This window comes from Pyxidicoccus trucidator, assembly GCF_010894435.1.
GTDB lineage: Bacteria > Myxococcota > Myxococcia > Myxococcales > Myxococcaceae > Myxococcus > Myxococcus trucidator.
Map to the genome: position 1 here is coordinate 517,115 of NZ_JAAIXZ010000002.1, position 19,966 is coordinate 537,080.

At 73.5% G+C, this 19,966-nt stretch carries 7 protein-coding genes; all 7 read right to left on the reverse strand.

Annotated elements, in window-relative coordinates; all coding sequences use genetic code 11:
• Positions 1–101: 101 nt before the first annotated feature.
• Positions 102–4,703, reverse strand: coding sequence for a hypothetical protein (locus G4D85_RS08640; RefSeq protein WP_164009918.1), 4,602 nt, complete (start codon positions 4,701–4,703; stop codon positions 102–104).
• A 73-nt stretch (positions 4,704–4,776) separates the two neighbouring features.
• Positions 4,777–9,795 carry a hypothetical protein gene (locus G4D85_RS08645; protein WP_164009920.1) on the reverse strand — a complete coding sequence of 1,673 codons (5,019 nt, stop codon included), beginning with the start codon at positions 9,793–9,795 and terminating at the stop codon, positions 4,777–4,779.
• 6 nt (positions 9,796–9,801) lie between these two features.
• Positions 9,802–10,893, reverse strand: a complete 1,092-nt coding sequence (locus tag G4D85_RS08650; RefSeq protein ID WP_164009921.1) for a hypothetical protein — start codon at positions 10,891–10,893, stop codon at positions 9,802–9,804.
• A 260-nt stretch (positions 10,894–11,153) separates the two neighbouring features.
• Positions 11,154–13,793, reverse strand: coding sequence for a hypothetical protein (locus G4D85_RS08655; RefSeq protein WP_164009923.1), 2,640 nt, complete (start codon positions 13,791–13,793; stop codon positions 11,154–11,156).
• On the reverse strand, positions 13,790–16,993 hold the full coding sequence (locus G4D85_RS08660; protein ID WP_164009925.1) for a poly-gamma-glutamate biosynthesis protein PgsC/CapC: 3,204 nt from the start codon (positions 16,991–16,993) through the stop codon (positions 13,790–13,792). Before G4D85_RS08660 ends, G4D85_RS08655 begins: the two co-directional genes overlap by 4 nt.
• A gap of 224 nt (positions 16,994–17,217) precedes the next feature.
• Entirely contained in the window at positions 17,218–18,468 is a 1,251-nt protein-coding gene (locus tag G4D85_RS08665; RefSeq protein ID WP_164009927.1) for a hypothetical protein, read from the reverse strand.
• A 141-nt stretch (positions 18,469–18,609) separates the two neighbouring features.
• Entirely contained in the window at positions 18,610–19,962 is a 1,353-nt protein-coding gene (locus G4D85_RS08670; protein ID WP_164009929.1) for a DcaP family trimeric outer membrane transporter, read from the reverse strand.
• Between the last annotated feature and the right edge of the window lie 4 nt (positions 19,963–19,966).

Below are 19,966 nucleotides of genomic sequence, written 5' to 3' on the forward strand. Positions count from 1 at the left end.
CCAACGCGTGGGCCCGAGGGCACACTCGCGACGCCGGGAGCATCCGGGGTGGGAAGCTCCTCCATGAAGTCCTCTCCTCAGGTTGTCGCGACGCCCCTGGCTCAGCTCGCCGGGTCCCCCGCGTCGTCCACCGGGGCGCGTGTCACCGGAGCCTCCTTGGCCGCCGGCTCCCGCTCTTCCCGGGGCTTCGCATGGCCCCCCTCCGTCGACGCCCTCGGGCCCGCCACCACCGGGGTGTTCGTGCCCGGAGCGGGCCGGGGAACCGGCACCGCCACGTCGCCGCGCTTCGTCTCCAACGCTTCTTCGAACACGTCCCGCAGCGGCTGCGGCGCCAACGGCTCCGACAGCGTGGGTTGCGTCTCCGCCGGCAGCAGGGGCGCTTCCTCCGGCTTGGCCTTGCCGAACCCCGAGAACAGCCAGCCGCCCTTCTGACGCTCGTACAGCTTGCGTGTCTCCAGCGCCGCCCGCGCGTGCGAGACGCGCCCGGCCACCAGGTCCTCCAGCAGCAGCTCGCTCAGCCGCCGCCGCGTCACGCTGTCCAGGTAGTCGAAGACCTTCTCCACCTTGCGTGTGACGGACTGCATGAACGTCGAAGTCCCCGTGTGCCGCAGCGCCGCGAGCTTCGCCTCGTGCGTGGCCCGGGCCCGCTCGGCCAGGCGCCGCATCCGCTCGGCCTCCTCCGGAGTCTGGGCATGCTTCGCCAGCCGCGGTAGCGCCACCCGTGCCAGCCCCGAGTCCACCAGGCCGCAGTCCGCGAACGTCTCCAGCGACTCCAGGGCGCGCCGCCGCGACTCCTCAGAGCCCTTCCGCAGCGTCTCCAGCGCCGAGCCCACCCGGTCCAGCGCCAGCCACCGGTACACCCAGTCCAGGCCCGTGCCCTTGATGTTCTGCGCGCCCATGATGCTCACGCTCAGCCCCGGCGGGACGGCGCGCGCGCACGCGTCGATGACCTGGTCACCCGTGGCCCCCGCGTCGTTCACCGGCACGAGCTGCTCCAGGTACAGGTCCCGGTAGGCGTCGCGGAACTTCCGGTGGAACGCCGCCACCGCCTCCGCGTCGCCGTCCCCGCCCGCGCCGGGCAGTGCGCGCCGCAGCCGCGCGTGCACCACCAGCCGCGCCAGTGCGTACAGCGCGTGCTCGCGCACCTCGTCCTTCGTCGCCGGAGCCAGCACCTCGGGAGATGCCGCGTCCTCCCGCACCGGCGCCTCGCGCAGCGCCGCATCCAGCAGCGGCCCTACCTCGCGCTCCAGGGCGGAGCGCACCCGCGCCACGGCCAGCTCGTCATCGTGGGCGCCGAGCGCCGAGTCCACCGCCGCCACCAGCTCCGGCGTGCGCACCGCGGTGAGCCCCGCGCCCTTCGCGTAGAGCCCCAGCCGTTCGAAGAAGGCCTCGGGCCTGGGACGGGGAATCTTCAGTCGCGCCAGCTCGCGCGTCAGGCGGGCCTCGGGACGGCTGACATCCGAGCCCGCGACGAGGTCCTCCTGTGCCACCACCTCGGTGCGCTGGAGGAAGCGGTCCAGCGCGTCGCGCACGTACTTCTGGAGGCCCTCCAGGTTGGTGCCGATGAGGACGTGCCGGTCCGCCGCCGCGTCCTCCACCATGATGCGCGCGAAGACCTCCGAGCGCGACACACGGTCCCACCGGTTGTTGATGACGGTGATGACGGCGCGGTCCGCCTGCGTCTCCGGCTCCACCGTGTCCAGTCCGGTGCGGCGCCAGTTGTTGAGGAAGCCCGTGCGCTCGTTGGCCGAGTGGCCGTTGATGAAGGTCAGCTTCCGCCCGCGCACCTTCGCGCTCGGGAAGACCTTGAGCACGCCAATCTCCGGCTGGACGTGCTCGGCCATCAGCGCCAGCGCGTACGCGCGAGGCACACCGAGTTGCTCGCCCAGCGTGGCCACCAGCGCCATGTTGCGCGGGTGCTCGCGGTAGGGGAACAGCGCGAGCAGCTCCTCCGGAATCAGCTCCGCCTCCCACCACGCGCTGTGGTGCAGCGCCGTGCCGCCGTCCTTCGCGGCGCGCTGGAAGAGGGGCAGGAAGTGGTCTTCCGTCGTCACCACCTTGCCGCCCTTCGGCATGAACTTCGTGATGACGGTGGCGACATCCATGCCGGCCGGGCCCTGGATGTCCTCGTGGTCCGGGTACGCATTGGTCAGCGTGGCCACGTCGTCCTTCATCCAGTCGTTCTGGAGCAGCTCCACGAAGTTGGGCTGCAGCGCCATGCACTCCCAGAGGAAGACCTCCGTGCCCAGGCGCGCGCCCAGCTCCACCATGTCCTTCTGCTCCCAGATGGTGGCCTTGTCGTACGGACGGAAGATGAAGAACTCCGTCGGCGCTCCGCCGGGCGCGGAGTGCACGAACATCGCCTCCGAGCCCGTCGTCTTCGCGAACACGTCGAAGCCCAGGCCGGTGAAGAGCGCTGCCTTCAGCCGCTCCGTGCCGGACTTGCCGCGCGTGCCCCAGCCGCCGATGCACAGCGGCACCTGCGCGCGTGCCTTCCGCACCCGCTGACGCTTGGCGTACGTCTCACCGAGGAAGACGGTGAACAGCGCTGCCGTGAAGATGCCGAGCGCCGCGACACCGTTGCCGCCCGTGCCGAGGAAGTAGCCCTCGCTCTCCATGATGCGCTCGGTGAGCATCGCCAGGACGCCGCTCTCCAGTCCCACCAGCGCGGACGAGTGGAGGCGCGGGCCCTGGCGCTCATCCGGGTCTCCGAAGAGGGTGGACAGCGGGCCGGGTACCGGCGCCTGCTCCTCGTACGGGGAGAAGTGCACCAGCACGCCGAGGTCCTTCTCCACGTGCTCCACGAAGCGGCGGCGCTCGCGCGGCTCCTCGCCATGGAGCGACGTGAGCCGCAGCGCCGACAGCCGGCGGTAGTCACGCGTTACTCGCAACCGGTTGCGCAGCCGCCGCGCCAGCGAGGGCGGAGGCACCAGCACCGTGGTGCCGTGGCTGCTGAACAGGTGCACCTTGCCGTTCGCTCGCAGGGGCAAGTCCAGCAGGTCGTCCACGGTGGGCAGGTGCCGGCCCCAGCCGCCCTGGCTGGCCACGTGCACGCGCTCGCCCGGCACTACCGTCTCCGTGATTTCGTCCAGGTGCGCGGGGTGCGCCCGCAGCGTGCCCGGCATCACCCGGCCGACGGTGTGCTGGAACGCCTGGCGCTTGTTGGGCGCGGGCGTGCGCAGCTCGTGGAGGATGCGCCACAGCCGGCGCTTCTGCCGGTCTCCCTGCCACAGCGTCAGCGTCGTCTCCGAGCGCTCAGCGTAGAGGCCGTACCCGTCCCGCGACAGGTCCGCGAGGATGGCGCCCAGCCAGGCCGGCGCCTCGGGCATCGGAGGCAGCCCGTCCGGCAGCGGTTCCAGCGTCACCTTGGTGCGGCCCCCGGGGCGGAGCTTCTCCACGCGCCCGGCGAGGTAGCGCGTCCACGCCAGCCGCGCGGGGTCGGCCGTGCGGCGCAGCACCTGCTCGGCGTTGGACGCGGTCTCCAGCACCACGCCCTCCGTGTCCGGGCGCACCCGCAGGGCGGCCACGGCCTCGGTGAGCCGCGTGTGGGCCTCACCCAGGCCGGCGCCTAGGGACTCGGCCAGCGCGGCGGACTGCTCACATGCCACGCGCAGCACGAGCGCATGGGTGTCCTGGCTCAGCACGTCCACCAGCAGGGCGAGCACGGCGTCTCGCACCGGCGCTTCCTGGCGCGCGCCCTCCGCAGCTGCGAGCACCGCGGCGGTGCGCACGCGGGGACTCTGCGTGGCCCCATCCAGGCCCGCGAGTTGTCGCAGGAGGGACTGGCCATCCACGCGGCGCGCCAGCAGGTCACACAGGCCCATGCACACGAACTCGCTCGGGTCGTGCGAGGCCACCTCCGCCAGTAGCGGGAGCAGGTATTCAGCGGGGAGCAGCGGTGTCGCCAGTTCCAGCGCCTGACGGCGGAAGAGGAAGTCCTTCGCGGAAGGGTAGGGGCCACGCAGGCGCTGGCGCAGCGTCGCGAGCCCGGCGAGCAGGTCCGTCACCAGCAGCGCCCGGAGGGCCTCCGCCTGGAAGAAGGGGCTCGCGTCCTCCTGGCCCACCAGCCCCGACAGCTCCGCGCCAGCCTCCAGCAGCGTCGCCACCGACTCGGGCTCCTGGCGCGCCAGCGCGTGGAAGCACTCCAGCGCGGCCAGGCGGTTCTGCGCGCGGGGTGCTCCCACCGCGCGCTCCAGCAGTTCGCTCGCGAGGGACTTCAGCTCCGCCGCGTGCATGGCCCGGGTGTCGTCGTCCAGCCGCCCCAGCACGCTGGTGAGGCAGCGCAGCGCCGTCTCCTCCTCCTGGAGGAGCTGGTGCCGCTTGCGCTCCAGCCGCTCACGCAGCGCGTCCAGCCCCATCCACCGGTCCAGCGCGCGGAGGTCCTCGCGGCGCTCCTTCCGGTCCTTCACCGTCTCGGTGAGGTGGTCGACCAGGACCTGACGGCGCGCCTCCTCGCCGTCCGCTTCGTTGTAGCGGCGGGTGAGGGCGGCGGACTCGGCGTCGACCACGGCGACCTCGGCCACCAGGGACTGCACGGCCTCCCGCAGCCACAGCGCATGTCCGTCTCCCCCTCCATGTGGGCGCGGACAGGACTCGCACAGCCGGTGCGCCAGCCGGGCCACCACGGCGCGGCGGACGCGGCGGTGGAGGGGTGGGAGGGCCTCGAGGAGCAGGTCTTCCAGCGGATCAGACGACGGTCGCATGTCGCCGGGAGAGCTATGCATCGCCCCCGAGGGATGCCGCCCGGGGGCGATACCGCGTTGTGACGAGGACATTTCAGTCGAGGGAACGTCCGCCATCGAGCAGCTCTTCGAACTCCTCCTCGGGAGGGGTGATGTCCCGCAGGCCTCGGCCGCCCATCCAGTCCCAGCGCGCCCCCACGGAGAACACGTTCTGCAACCCGAAGGGGTCCGACAGCAGCGCCCGGTCCTCCGCGAACAGCATCAGCCGGCTGCCCGCTCCCACCCACACGTTCCAGTCCAGCCGGCCCGCCACCCGGTGCCGCAGGTAGGCGTCCGAGCGGTGCTCGTCCTTCATGCGGTAGGACAGGTCGTAGCCCAGCTCCGCCCGAGTGCCCCGCAGCGGCCCGCCCAGCAGCGCCGCCCACTTCAGCTGCCCGCCCGCGTGGTCCAGCGTGCCCAGGTCCGCGTTGGTGGTGGCATACGTCCCCGCCGTGCCCACGTGGTCCTGGAACGGCTGCCAGCGCAGCGACAGTCGCGGCATCAGCCGGCGCGGGTGGTCTTCTCCGTACCGCCAGTACACGCTCTGGTCGTAGCGGCCCGCGTCCACCGCCGAGCCACCGTGTGACTTCTCCATCGCCAGCCCCAGCGACGGCACCAGCCCCAGGTCCGGGCTCAGCCGCACCCAACGGTCCACCGAGGCCCGGCCGCGCGCGCTCCATCGCAGCGTGCTCTCCACCGACTGGCTGAAGAGCGAGCCCTGCACGTTCAGCCGCAGGTTCAGCGGCAGTCGCGTCACGTACAGGCCCGTCGTGGCGCCGAACACCGTGGGCTGGCCCACCGGGTAGCGCGCCTCCGGCTGGAAGCGCAGCCACATGCGCTCCTCCACCAATTCGCGGCGCAGGCCCAGGCGCACCTCCATGCCCGAGCGCAGCGGGCGGTCCACCAGCTCACCCTCCTCGACTTCCTCGCGGCGGAAGGCCAGCTCCGCCGAAATCATGCCCAGGCCGCGCGGAGACTCCGCGGGAGCCACGCCCTCCGGCAGCAGCGACAGGCGCGGCGGCAGCGCGGGCCAGGGCAGGGGTTCCAGTCCTGAGGAGGACTGCTCCCACCAGCGCCCGGCCGGCGCGTCCGGCGCCTCCACCACGCCCAGCTCCACGCGCACCAGTGCTTCGCCCTCGGGCGACTCCAGGCGCACCTGGTGCGGGCCCTTGTCGGGCAGCAGCAGCCACGTCTCTCCGGCTCGGCCCACCGGGACGGAGACGTTGCGCACCGTGGGGTCGGTCTCCTCCGGCAGGCCCAGGCGCACCGGCTGCGCGTCCGCCGCGCCAGCGCCGCCCGTGCCCTCTCCGGTGGGCACCACCACGCTCGACAGCAGCACGTGGCGTCCGGCCTGGGGTGACAGCGCGCGCGCCTGGATGCGCAGCGCGCCCGGCCCGAGCACCGTCATCACCACCGGCGTGCCCGGCTTGCTGCGCAGCATCGTCAGCGGTTGCTGCGAGGACAGTGGCGCCGAGTCGCGGCCCGCGACAGACGGGTCCACGAAGCGCACCAGCCCCAGGGCCGGCGTCTCGTTGCGCGCGTGCAGCACCTCCACCTGGTGGCGACCGCGCACGTCCATCACGAAGGTCAGCAGCGCCGTCCTTCCATCCTCCACCTGCTGCTCCACCACCGTGCGGCCATCCACGCGCAGCGCGAAGGTGCACGGTGGCCGGGGGCCGTCCACGCCCACGCGCGGCGTGGAGCCGCACAGCACCTGGGCACCGACGGGACGCGCCTCGCGCACGTCCATGCTCAGCACGCGCGCCCGGCCCGAGGGCAGCAGCCGGCCCTGCTCCAGCGGCCATGGTGGCGCCAGCAGCGCCTTGCGCACCGAGTCCTCCGTGCCGGCTTCCTCCGGGTCTCCCTCGGCGAGCGCGTCCAGCAGGCCCGCCGTCTGCTCCGCGTCGCGCAGCCGCTCCCAGCGCGTCCAGCGGCCCGCCAGCGCGCGCATGCGGCGCACGCGCGGGTGGTCCGCCCAGCCCTCCAGCTGCGCGGCCAGCGCGGCGCCCAGCGGGGCCCCGCCCTCCCGCCATGCGCTCGGCGACGACTCCAGACGCTCCAGCAGCCCCAGCGCCTCCAGGCCCACTTGCGGGAGGCCCGTCTCGCGGTACAGCGCCACCAGCGCTAGCGCCGCCGCCTCGTCCTGACCGGACGCCGCCAGCCAGCGCGCCTTGAGGTAGCGCTTCGCCACGGAGCCGGTGCCCTCGGAGGTCAGCGCCTCCAGCGCGCGCTTCGCGCCCACCTCGCGGGCCTTCGCCACGCGCGCTGTCAGGTCCTCCTTCGCCGCGCCCGGGAGCACGGAGAAGGCGGGGGACACCAGCATGGGCTCGGTGAGGGCCTGGCCGAAGCGCAGGCCCTCGCTCTCGCCGTCCTGCAGACGGCCCAGCAGCGCGAGCAGGCGCCGGGACTGCTCCGGCGACAGCCGCTGCTGGTCCTTCAGCAGAGGCACCACGTCCGCGCGGGCGAAGCCCTCTTCCTGGAGCGACAGCAGCAGCTCCGCACGGGACAGCCGGGGCTCCAGGTCGTCCGGCGTCTCGCGCAGCCGCCGCGACAGGGTGAGCAGCGTGTCCATCGCCGACGCGCTGGCGACAGCCACGGCCGGGGCCACCGCGTCCAGCGAGCCCGCGGTGCCACGGCGCACTGACAGCGAGGCGACGAGCGGCGTGGCCTTGCCCTCCACCTCGAACCAGACCTCCCGCGCCAGTGGCGGAAGCACCACCACCGCGGACACCGGCGCGCCCGACGTGCCCTCCGCGCCTTCCAGCGCGTGGTGCAGCGAGCCCGAGCGGCCCGGCATCAGCACCAGCTTCTGGGGCCGCCCCACGTCCGTGTGCATGCGCAGCGTCACCGGCCGGGAGACGTCCCCCAACCCGCGCAGCTGCAGGCGCACCGGCGTGGGCAGCTTCGCGTCCGGGACGCGGAAGCGCACCGCCTTCTTGCCCACGCGCACCGGCCACTGCGTGCGGAGGTAGCCCACCTCCTCCACGGTGCGTGTTGTCTCGGCCGGCCGCAGCGAGAGGAAGGCCCGCGCGTCTGCGCCACCCTTCAGGCGCACGGTGTGGTCACCGGGCGGCAGGGCAATCTCCACCGGCTCCACCGCGGACAGCGGGAGCAGCGGGAAGTCGTGCTCTCCCACGCGGAGCGCCAGCGGCGCGCCCGAGCGGGACGGAGTCACGACGTAGGCACGCAGCAGCGTCGGCGCCTCGGCCGGGCCGCTGGCGTGGACGCGGACAGCGGCGCCCGAGGCCAGTGGCCAGAGCGCTCCAGACGAGGCCGTTCCTTCCTCTTCATCCACGCGCTGCACGTCCAGCCAGCGCGTGGGCAGCAGGGCCGTCGCGTCCTCCTCCGGCGCGGGCACCACGCGCGTCCACCGGCTCGCGCGCCACCACGCGGAGCGGTAGCGGCGGCGAATCTCGTTCGACAGCGGCTCGGCGCGCCATGCCAACTCCAGCGCGGCCAGCTCGCGACTGCGCAGCGGGTCTCCCAGCGGGAGCCGCGCCACCAGCCCGGCGGCTTCGGCGGCGAGCCAGCCCGGCTCCGGGAAGGCGGGCGCCGTGCCCAGCAGCGCATGCGCCTCGTCCGTCTGCCGGCTGTCCAGCAGCAGCCGCGCCGCGCGCAGCCGAAGGTGCCAGGCCAGCGGCGTGGTGGCCGACTGCCCCTCCAGCGCGCGAAGGGCCTTCACCGCCTCCGACACGCGCTCACCGCTCGCCTCGTCCACGGCGACCAGGGCACGGAGCAGGGGAGGCAGCCCCGCATCATTATATACCGCGATGAGCGAGGCCTCTCCCGAGGCCAGCTCCGGCGCCAGCGTGGCGAGCTGCCGACGCAGCAGCGCGGCGCGGGGCGAGCTGTCCGCCTTCACCGCGTCCCAGGCCTTCCGCGCGTAGTCATGCCAGTGCGCCTCGTTCGCCAGCGCCTCGCCCAGCTTCGGACGGCGGGACACCACGCGGGCGCGGAGCAGCACCGGGCTGCCGTCCCAGTGCACGCGGTAGGCGTGCCTTCCCGGGCGCAGCGCCACCCGCAGCTCCTCCTCGACGCCCACCCGCTCCCCGCTGGGGAGCACGCGAGGCCTGCGGTCCTCGGGCAGTGCCACGTCGGACGCGCCATCCACCCAGGCGGGCTCCGGCGCCACGTCGGCGCGGGCCAGCATCATGCCCTCGCTGCGCACCTCCAGCGCGACGGGCGGCGTCTCCGTGCCGTGCAGCAGCGGACGCGCCTCCAGCGCCAGCACGCCGGGGCCTTCCAGCTCCACCGCCCAGCTTCCCGTGCCCTGCTCGGGACGCACCCAGGGCGCGCTCATACCCTCCAGCGAAACCGTCGCGCCGGGCGGACGGGGATGGGAGACGCGGAGGCTCGCCCCTCGCAGCGGCGACACCTGGGTCCACTCCCGCAGCGCGGCGGCCTTGCGCCAGTCACGCAGGGCGCCACGCAGCGGTGCGTCTTCCGGCACGCCCTCCGCCAGCGCGGCCTCCAGCTCCGCGTCCAGCTCCAGCCGCGTGCGCAGCGACGCCTGGAAGGGCAGTGGCGGACGCGGACTCGTGCCGGCCACCCAGCCCAGCAGCGCCTCGCGCATGGCCTCGTCGGTGTGGCCCGTCACGTAGGGCAGGGGGCGCTCCACCCAGACGCGGCCCGGCTTCGTGGCGGTCACCAGCCAGATGCTGCCCGGCCCCATGGGCTCGGCGAGGTACCAGCGGCCGGGCTTCTCCGGCACGCCTTCCTCCTCCACCCTGAGGTGTGGCCCCTCCGCGTCCGCCGTGGGCACACGCACGAAGCGCAGCGTGCCGGGCGCGCCCGTGACGCGAGCCACGTCCAGCGGCCCCAGCCACAGCGCGGCCCCTCGCTCGGGGCCCACTTCCACGGCGCCCGTCACCTGTGGCACGCCGTCCGGCACATAGGGCGCGGTGGCGCGCACGTCGGCGGGGGGAACGGGGGCGCGCACGGGGCGCGGCTCCCAGCTGAGTCCTTCCACCGACCGGAGCGTCTCCGGCGAGGAGGCGGCGAGCACTGCCACCGGCAGCATGACGAGCATGCCGGCCAGAGAGACGAGTCGTGTGCGGCGTCGAAGCGGATACATCGGCGCTCAGTCCTCCAAGGGTGCGAACAGCACGTGCCCCATTCGCGCGAGCCGCTCCCCGGAGGTGAGGGACTTGCGCGCCTGGGCCGACAACTCGAGATGGAGGAAGTGCGCGCATTCGTACGCCTGCAGCAGCCGTCCCTGGGCGTTCTGCGTCCCGCCCAGCACCTGTGCTCCTTCCGGATACAGGCGCACCCCCTCACCCAACACCTTCACCAGCCGCTGCGACACCCGCCGAGCCCAGGCCGTGGGCTGACGCGTGCCGGAGCTCACCACCGCGGTCATCGACTGGTCCCGCTGCTGCCCGGCCGCCGCCTTCGCGGTGCCGAAGCCGTGCAGTTGCACCACGCGTGGCATGGACAGCGTGCGAGCCACCAGGTTCGTCACCTCCTGGAAGAGGTGGTCCGGGTTGTGCGCGACGTCCGCCGGATGCTCCGGGTCCTCGGGCGTCTCGCCCGGGTTGCCGTGGTAGCGGTGCGCGGTGGCCGTCATGAAGAGGCGGGGCCGCAGCCCCTCCGGCGCGCAGGCGAAGAGTCCGACGCCGATGTCCTCGGTGCCCCGGTCGAACCAGGGATGCGGCACCTGCACCACGTCCTCCGTGGCGGGCCCGGTACGGACCACGTAGGCCCCCGCGCCGCGCAGCCGCTCGGCCTTCTCGCGCAGCACCCAGAAGGTGTCCTGCTTTCCCTCCCAGACCTCCAGCCGGAAGCCCACGGAGGCCGCCACCTGCTCCAGGCCCGCCGGTGGCGTCTTCCGCTCCGGCGCCGCCTTCAGCAGCGCGGGCAGCAGCTTCGTGAAGGCGGCCCGCTCCTCCAGCGTGGTGGGGTGGAACTTCACGTCCTTCACCGCGGGCCACAGCCCGGCGAAGCGCGCATCGGGGCCGCACCCCTTCGCGGAGCGGGGCCGCGCGGGGCTCTCGTCCGGCTCGCGCGAGGCCGACGCGTCCTCCTCCGCGCCCAGGGTCTTCTTACCCTGCTCGCGCGAGGCCGACGCATCCTCATCTGTTCCCAGGGTCTCCTCGTCCTGCTCCGTGCTGTCTCGGGGCGTGGCCTGGGTCGGCTCCTCGCGACGGGTGCGTGTCTCCGTGCCTTCCGACACGGGCGTCGGGGCGGGCCGGGAAGCCGCCCCGGTGGCGGGCGTCGGGGCGGGCCGAGAAGCCGCCCCGGAGGCGGGCGAGGATGCGGGCCGGGAAGCCGCCCCGGTGGCGGGCGAGGAGGCGGGCCGGGAAGCCGTCCCGGAGGCGGGAAGGGCGGTGGGCGTGGCAACGGGCTCGGACGCGAGGGCGAGCGGTGTCAGCCCGGGCGCCACCAGTGCGCCCGCCGCCAGCCAGCGTGCGGCCCATCGCGGCAGGCAGCGACTCACAGCGCGTCCTCCAGCTCCCAGCCGTTCCGGTTCCACTCCTGCGTGACACTGTTGCTCTCGGCGTGGCCGAACATGAAGAAGCGCGCCCACAGCGGCGAGTCGCCCAGGCCCTGCGGCACCACACGCACCTGGTGCAGACCGGGCGCCAGGTCCTCGCCCAGCGTCACCGACACGGTGCGCGCGTACCACCGTGCCTGCGGACGGCCCGCGGGCGTGGCCGGCGCCTTGGTGGAGCGGGGCAGCGGCAGCACACGCGTCGCGCGCGTCACCCGGGGCAGCAGCACCCCGCTGCGGCGGAGCGGCTGGCCGTTGTCCAGCACCACGGACAGCTGCTGCTGCGCGGAGCTCTCCGGCTGCTGCGTGTAGACGATGATGTTGACGGTGACGGCGCCCACGCCCGGCTTGCGCACGGGCACGCGCAGGCCCTCGCCGTCCATCCGGTACACGGTGCGAGCGCCCAGGCCGCTGCCCTCGACAGGCGGCCGGTTGAGCGTGGCCGTCAGCCCTTCTGCGGTGGTGCGCAGCATGACCTCGTGCTCACCGGGCGGCAGTGGCGGCAGAAGCTCCCGGGTGCGCGTGGAGCGCAGCGTCCAGCGGTGCACCGGCTCGCCGTTGAGGATGACTTCCACCTCGCTGCCCAGCCCCTCCGCGCCCTCCAGCGACAGGCGCAGCTCCGGCCGCGACGGCGAGCGCGCGTCGAACCGCGTGCGCACCGCGCGCCCCGGCGTCAGCAGCGTGGACAGCGCGCGGGCCGCGTCGCCGGCACCCTGGATGGGCTCCAGCACCTCCTGAGTGTCGGGGCTGCCCAGGGGCTTGAGCACCACCGTGTTGCCGGAAGGCGGCGGCGACACCGTCTCCAGGCCCTCGGGCTCCAGGCGCACCTGGCTCAGCAGCTCCAGCCGCGCCCCGCGTCGGGTCAGCTCCGTCACGTTGGCCGGACGCATGGGGTGCCAGCTCCGCTTCTCCAGCGGCGCGTTGCGCCAGCGCACCCCTTGCAGCCCTTCTTCCAGGTACGGCGCCAGGCCGGCCAGTCCGCCTTGCGCGGGCAGGAAGGTGGAGAGGAACACCGCCGTGGGCTTCGAGGCGTGCAGGCGCACCTTGCGCGCCCCGGCCGGCAGGAACACCCGCGCGCTGGTGGGCACGGACACCGGCGTCGGCCGGTCCGTCACCTCACCCGTGCCCGCGTCGGCCGTGGCCGCGAGTCCCTCCGAGCACGGCAGCCGCTGTCCCGGAAGCCGCGGCACGTCGGCGCTCTCGAAGCTCGCGGGCTGGGGCACCACGTCCATGCGCGTCTGGCCCATCACCTTGCCGCGCGCGTCCAGTACCGTGAGGAGCACGTCGGACGGCTTCTCGTCAGCGGCGCCGGTGACGCCGAGCCGCCGCGCGTCCAGCCGCAGCAGACGCCCGGCCGGGTCCATCGCCGCGTCGACCTCCAGCTCCAGCGTGGCGCAGCCGGGGCCGGTGACGAACGCCTCGGTGCGGCGCGTGTCGGGCAGCCAGGCGATGCGCGCATCGGGTTGGATGGTGGCGCGCAGCTCGGACGGAGCGAGCCACGCTCCCGCGGGCCCCTCCACCGTGTAGCGCAGGTCTTCCGTGCCCGCGTTGTGGATGGAGAGCGTGTGCAGCCCCTCCGGCACGTCGAGCACATGGGACACCGGAGCGCCGCTGCCCAGCGCGGGCACCTCCCAGGTGCGCTCCGCCCCGGTGGGGCCCAGTGCGCGTACGGTGACGGGGCCCGCTGGCGTGGGCGTGCCGCCCTCGGTGTCCGGCGTGGTGCTCCACAGCCACAGCACCGCCTGCGTGGGGCCGTTGACGTTGAGGGCCACCGCGCCGCCCGCGCCCAGTCGCTCCTGCGCGGACTCGGCCACCTCCACCAGCGGCAGGCGGAACGGGGTGCGGTAGACGGGCTCGATGAAGTAGTCGGCGCCGGCCTCACCCTCCGCGCTCAGCCGCTCCCACTTCTCCTCCGCCAGCTTGTGCCGCGTCTCCGCGGACAGCTTCTCGAAGGGCAGGAAGGTGGTTCGCTCCACGCGCTCCTCGGCGCGCTGGTCGGCCACGCGCTGCGAGGAGAGCAGCGGCAGCCGTCGCTGAGTGCGCACGTACACGCGCACCAGCAGCGTGCCGTGGGTGCCCGCCGGCTTGAGGTACATCACCGCATTCTTCGTGCGCGGCGGCGGCGGCAGGCGGACGAGGAACTCGCGCTCGTCCGTCACCTGGACGTTGGGGTCCGTGACGAAGGCGCTCTCCTGCAGCCAGGTGCCGTCCTCCTGGGGCTGGGCCTTGCTCTGCCGTGTGCGGGTGAAGAGGGGCTTCTCCAGCAGCACCTGGGCCGGGTCGCGCAGCAGCAGCTTGAGGCCGTACTGGTACTGGCGCTCGGGGCCGTAGGTGGTGCCGTCCGGCAGCATGAGGTGTGTGACGACGCGAAGCTCCTCGGCGTCCGAGGGCACCTTGACGCGCATCTCCTCGCCCGCCGTCAGCCGGTAGAAGACGAGCCGCTCGGCGCGGGCGAACTTGTCGTCGCGCACTGCGGCGGTGGAGCCGGCGCTGCGCACCACGCTCGCGCTGGCGGCATAGATGAGCGCCAGGGTGACAGCCAGACCCACCAGGGCCAGCAGGGCGCGGGACTTCGTCTTCATCGGCGTCCCTCCACGGACGTCAGCTCTCCGGTGAGCAACACCGGGCGACGGTGGCGCAGCGCCTCGTCCACGGCGGCCTCCAGCCCCTCGACTCCGGCCACCAGCTCCACCCGCTTCAGCGGCGACGGGTGCTGCTGGAGGAAGTACACGCCGCGCAGCACGTGCCGGCCCTGGCGCGCCTCCACCACCAGCCAGGGCAGTCCGTGCGACGCGCTGTAGCCCGCGCGCACCGACTGCGTCACCGGCCCGGCGCGGCCCGCCCGGGCGAGCATCCGAAGCTCATGCACGTTCTGCTGCAAGAGGTAGCGCTCGGCGCTCGCGGTGAGCGCGGCGAAGCGCTCCTGAAGCGCGGCGGGAGCGGGCCGAGACGACACGCGCAGGCCCGGCTTGAGCAGCGCCTGGAGCGGCGAGTCCTCGGCTGGCACCGGCCGCGTCAGCCCCGCCAGGGCCAGCTCCGAGGCAACGAGGCGTGGGCCCACGAAGGCGCCGCGCAGCGGCTCGGAAAGCCACAGCGTGGCGGTGTGCGCGCCGCCGAAGGTGCGGGAGAAGGCCGCTTGCGGGCTCGCGTCCGACAGGCCGGCCAGCTCCGGCGAACCATCGTGGTAGCGCACGCGCGAGGACAGCCACCCCAGCGGTCCACTCTTCGCCAGCAGCCGCTCCAGGTCCGCGGGACGCTGCCCCGGCTGGAGCACCGGGCCCCCCACGTCCACCAGCACGTCGGCATTCACGGCCGGGCGGCCTGAGAAGCCGCGCACCTGGAGGACCAGGCCGCTTCCCTCAGGCAGCGCCCGGTGCACGGCCTGGTGGAAGGCCTGGAAGGTGGTGCGCAGGTGGCCCTGGGTGGCCGCATGGAGCGCCCCCGTCGAGCCCTCCGGCGTGGCCACCACCAGCGCACGGGCGCGCGCCTCGTGCCACGCCTCCAGCGCCACGGCCAGCGTGCCCTGCTCGCGGTCCGGCACGGGCACTCCGAAGGCGAGCGTCCCCGTGCCGGGGCGCACCAGCAGCGAAGCGCCCGCGCGGCCAAAGTTGCCCTCCGTGTCCGTCACCCACCAGCAGGGGCCCGTGTCCGCGCAGTCCTCCACGGGCCTCACCACCATGCCCATGAGGCCCGCCATGGCCGAGGCCCAGCGCGCGTGCAGCGACTCCGGCACCGTCGCCCCGCCATTGCCCAGCAGCGGCGCGGCCACCTGCTGCTCCAGCACCAGCAGCTCGGCGTCGGTGGGCTGGGGCGCGGCGCCCTCCGCGTACGGCGCGGACTCCTCGGGTGACAGCAGCGCGGAGCGGACCTGCACCTGGGTGAGGGGCGCGGGCAGCTCCGGCAGGCCCTCCAGCGCCACCGTGGCCAGGTCATGCGGGTGCGCGCGCAGCACGCTCAGTCGCGCCTCGCCCCAGGACAGGCCGGGCTCGGGCGGGGCCGCGTCGGTGGTGGCTGTTCCGGGCCACAGCGACTTCAAGGACTCGGGAGTCTGCCCGCCGGGTACGTGGAGCAGTGCCCCGCCGCGAGCCAGCGACGTGTCGGCGCGCACCTGGACGCGCTCGCTCGCGGACAGCGCCACGTGCGCGCTGCGCAGGGGTGCGTCCGGCTCATTCAGGGCGTCACCCGTCACCAGTCCGGCGGCGGACGTGTCCACGCCGCTGGCGATGATGGCGCGGCACCGCACGCGCTCGCACAGGGTGGCGGCGGCCTCGGCACTGGGAGCCTCGGTCAGCGGACGGGGCACCTCCAGCACGGGCCCGGGAGCGCCCGGCACCAGCACGGCGGTGTCCCAGCCCAGCTTCCCTTCGAGGCGCTCGCGCTCCACCAGTGCGAAGCGTGCGGGGGCTCCCGGCGGGGTGGCCAGCGGGCGCAGCTCCAGGCCCAGGGCCTGGGCGCGCTCACGCACCGTGCGCTCCGCCTCCAGGTCCCCGGACTCCAGCCATGCGCCCGCGGCGCGCCACAGCGCGACGTACTGGCGCAGCTCTCCGTTGCGCCGGCGCAGCGGCACACCGCTGGCGTCATTCTCGCGCGCGGTGGCATGCGCCAGCGCCATGACGCCCAGGGGGCTCTTGTCCAGGCCCAGTCCCGGGGCCCGCGCCGTCAGGGTCTCCGCGGTCAGCGCGGTGGCCGGGCGGGGCTCCACCAGCGACAGGCCGAAGCCCACCAGGCTGCCCACGACGAAGCCCGCCAGCGACGTGTGCACCGTGGCCAGCATCACCCGGGCCACGGCCTGCTTCTGGAGAATCTTGACCGCCAGCAGCGTGGGCACCAGGTAGCCGAAGCCGAACAGGTCCGTCACCTTCAGCCCCGGCACGCGGCCGCCCAGCGCCCAGCCGATGCCCCACTTCACGACGAAGCCGAGGAAGAAGACGAGCACCGTCTTCCGGGGGCCTTCCAGGTTGAGGGTGCGCAGGCCCGGCATCGCCAGCAGGGCGCGGGTGCCACCCACCAGCAGCAGCACCTCCAGCAGCGTGGCCACCAGCTTGGCCGGCTCCAGCCACGTCAGCGCCAGCAGCGCCGGCACGAGGATGCCGTTGAAGTCCCAGCCGTAGTTCAGGTTGAAGCGCGCGGCCAGCAGCGCCGTGGTGAGCAGGATGATGTACGCCTTCGGACTGGCCAGGAAGTCCTGCGCCACGTCCTCGTACATCAGCTCCAGGCTGGAGAAGGACAGGTTGGTGGCGGGCAGCAGCACGAAGCGCAGCAGCGCGTAGGTGAGGACCACCGGCACGCCCACCTGCCACAGTCCGCGCCGCAGCTTCAGCTTCCAGAAGGCGTTGGCCGTGAGTGGCACCAGCACCAGGCCGATGCTGTGCAGGCTGCGGTCCAGCGCGAACGACGTGCCCCACTGGGCGTCCAGCCACCGGCCGAAGTGGGGCAGCAGCACCGCCTCGCTCAGCGCGCGCACCAGCACGCTGGAGAGGACGATGGCGAAGAAGCGGTCTCTTCCGAAGAACTCGCTCCAGGCGCCTGTACGGCTCATGCCCGCGGAGAGCGCCAGCGCGAGCGCGTAGGTGAGCATCGCCTCCGCCACGACGGTGACGCCCGCCTCGGGGTGGATGACGAAGACGGAGGCCAGATAGCCAGGCACCACCAGGCCCACGAACACCCACCCGAACGTCTCGGTGAGCAGGGCGAGGATGAGCACGCCAACGAGCACCGCCGCCAGAATGGAGGTGTCGAGGCTGTAGGCCGGGAACAGGGTCAATGTGGAGAAGAGCGCCATGACGTCGCTCCGCGCCAAGCTAAGGAGCGTCTTCTCACCGGCTAGTAAAGACCCCTCACGGACGAGCCAATCGTCGGCCAGGGAACCGACGACACGCGCTCGACTGCCGGACGGTGGACAGAGCCACCGTCAAAACGTGCAGAAGGGGAATCGCGCGGGCGCGCGGGGGCCCGCGTCAGCGCCTCGTAGGCGCACGGCGTGCACGCACCTCGTGCCCGGGTGGATCAGCGACAGGCGGTGAGGCTGGCCACGGCGGGGCACCCCAGGCCATTGCCCGGAAGTGAGCACGGCACGGTGTCGGCGAGCGCTGCGATGACGGCGTCCGCCGCGGCGCCGGTGCCGCGCAGCGTCGAGGCCTGCTCCAGGTGGAGGAAGCGGTCGCTGGCGGAAGGCGCATCGGCGTAGCACGCGTCCCCCGCGCCGTTGTCGATGCGGCCCTGGACGTTGGTGGTGCCACATAGCGCGCGGTGCTTGCCGGAGTCGTCCGGGGCGTTGCACGAGAAGGCGCGGCGCGGGCCCGCGGGCAGGCGCTGGTTGAGCGCGTCGCGCAGGCGCACGGACAGCGAGCTGGCGCGGTCCTTCGAGGTGCCGTCACTGACCACGGCGGCCTCGGGGCCTTCCTCGGACACGTCCATGCCGTGGACGCTCACCGCGATGCCTTGCGGGTAGGCGTCGCGCAGGGCGCGGTGGGCGGCTGTGAAGAAGTTGTTGGCGTAGTGCGCCACGTCGGACGCGCGCAGGCCGGTGGTGCCGCAGACGCCAGTGGTGCCGCTGCACGGGCTGGCCGCGGCACCGGCACAGCGATTGGTGCCGGTGATGAGGAGCGCGCGCGCGCCGAGCGCCACGAGCTGCTCCGCGCCCTGGCGGAGGGTGCCCGCGTCGGAGTCGGCGTGCGGCGTCTCCAGCCACAAGTCTCGCGCGGGCGCGAGGTTGATGATGAAGGTGCCGCCGCCGCGCGTCCGGTCCTGCTCGGCCAGCACGAGCCACCCGCCGCCGCTGTCAGCGTCGCGGTAGCTGGAGAGCGAGTAGCCGAGCTGGGCGAAGTCCAGCACGCGCTCCGCGGAAGGACCGGTGGCGAGCAGCTTCCCGAAAGCCCGCTCGAAGGCGGTGAGCTCGGTGCCACCCGGCTCACGGAAGCCCTCGCTGCCCGAAGCATTGATGGGCACCGTGCCGAGCCACGTGCGCAGGCTTCCCTGCTGGAGCGGCAGGCCAGCGGGCATGGCACACGCGCTGAGCGGGGCAGGGGTGGCCTCCGGCGTGGGCGTGGTGTCCCCGGCGGAGCCCTCAGTGGTGCTGGTGCTCGGGAGCGAGGGGCCCGTCGTATCGGGCGTCCTGCCCGGCGCGTTCTCGGACGGCGCGGGGGACTCGGCGCCGGGGGCGTCGGACGACTCCGTCCCACTGCCAGCGCCTGAGCAGCCGGCGACGGAGAGCAGGATGAGCGAGAGGGCGAGCGAGCGCTTGGAGAAGGGCCTCATTGACCAGACCGAACAGCCGACTGGTCAGGACCATTCTTCCCAGCACCCTCGACACGGAGCGAGACCTCAGGGGAACGCCCGCATGCCCGCCCCACATCCGGGAGGGTTCATCCCGAGCCGAGCCCTGGGCCCCGCCGCGCATCAATAGAAGAAGCGCGTCGACAGGATGAGGCGGAGCGCGTTGCCCGCGCCGCCGTCCTGGTCCTGCCTCCTGCCGAAGAGCAGCTCCGAGCCGAACTCGAAGGAGCGCACGGGGCGCACCTTGAGGTTGCCGGAGAGGTAGTGCGTGCGGTGCAGCGTGGTGCCGGGAAGCGTGTCGGGCGGGGACGCGTCCAGGAAGCCGTAGACGAATGTCGAGGCGAGCCACTCCGTCCACTGTGGCTCGAGGCCGACATAGAAGCCGAATGAGGACACCGACTCCAACCGCCCCGGCGCCACCAGCACCGCGTCGAGCCCCTGTCCCGCCAGGTCGCCGACGTAGCTGGCCATGCCGGCGCCGTAGTGGACCTGGGCCGATACGCGCCAGCCAGAGGGCCTCCACGTCCAGAGCCCGTTCAACATGACGCCCCGGCCCAGCGTCATGTCCTCGTCGCCGCCGAGCTCGTAGTAGGCGAGCCACCGCGCCAGCGCCGCCAGCCGGAGGTTGCGGCCGTCGCCGAAGTCCCACTCCAGCGCGCCCGCGACGTCCGGCAGGGGCATGCGCACCTGCTCCGTGTCGGTGTTGGCGAGCGTGAGGTCCGGCTGCGGTCGCTCCAGCGACACCTGCACCAGCAGCGGCCCCAGCGTGGGGCCATAGCGCAGCATCTCCCGCCGCGCGGCCAGCATGGAGCCGGGCCCCTGGAAGTCGAGCGTGTCGGGGATGGACTCCAGCCCCATGAAGGTGGACCACTTCCGCCCGGCGAGCAGCGGGCCGACGACGGCGTACACCTCGTAGACGCGGAAGTCGCCGCCGCTGGAGCCCTCGCCGTAGAAGTCACCGGACACGTGGCCGATGAGGGGCCCCAGCCTGGACAGCTTGCCGCCCTCGAAGAAGAGGCGGCTCTGCTTCGCGTTGAAGTTGAGGTTCGGCCCGCGCAGCTGGGTGTCGATGGGGATGGAGGAGGGGACGAAGTCCTCCTCGTTGAGGATGGGCCGGAAGTCGTAGTTGACGTCCACCTTGATGCGGCCCCGGAAGGTGACGTAGCCGCGCTTCAGGTCCTCCTCGGTGGCCTGGCCCGTCCTGACGACGATGCCCGTGAGGTCCGGGTCGATGATGGCGCCTGGGACCTCCTCGGGCGCCTGCTCCGTCTTGGGAGGCTCGGGCTCCTCGGACTTGGTGGCCTCCTCTGCGATGGACGTGCCCCCGTCAGGCGCGACGGGTGGGGGCGCCTGTTCATCGCCCGCGAGTGTCTCGGGGAGTCCCGCGTCGGGCACGTCCGGGGCGGGGAAGGCGAGGGCGGGGCTCGCGGCGAGGGCCAGCATCCACAACACCGCCAGCTGGCTGGCTCTCCGCATGCGG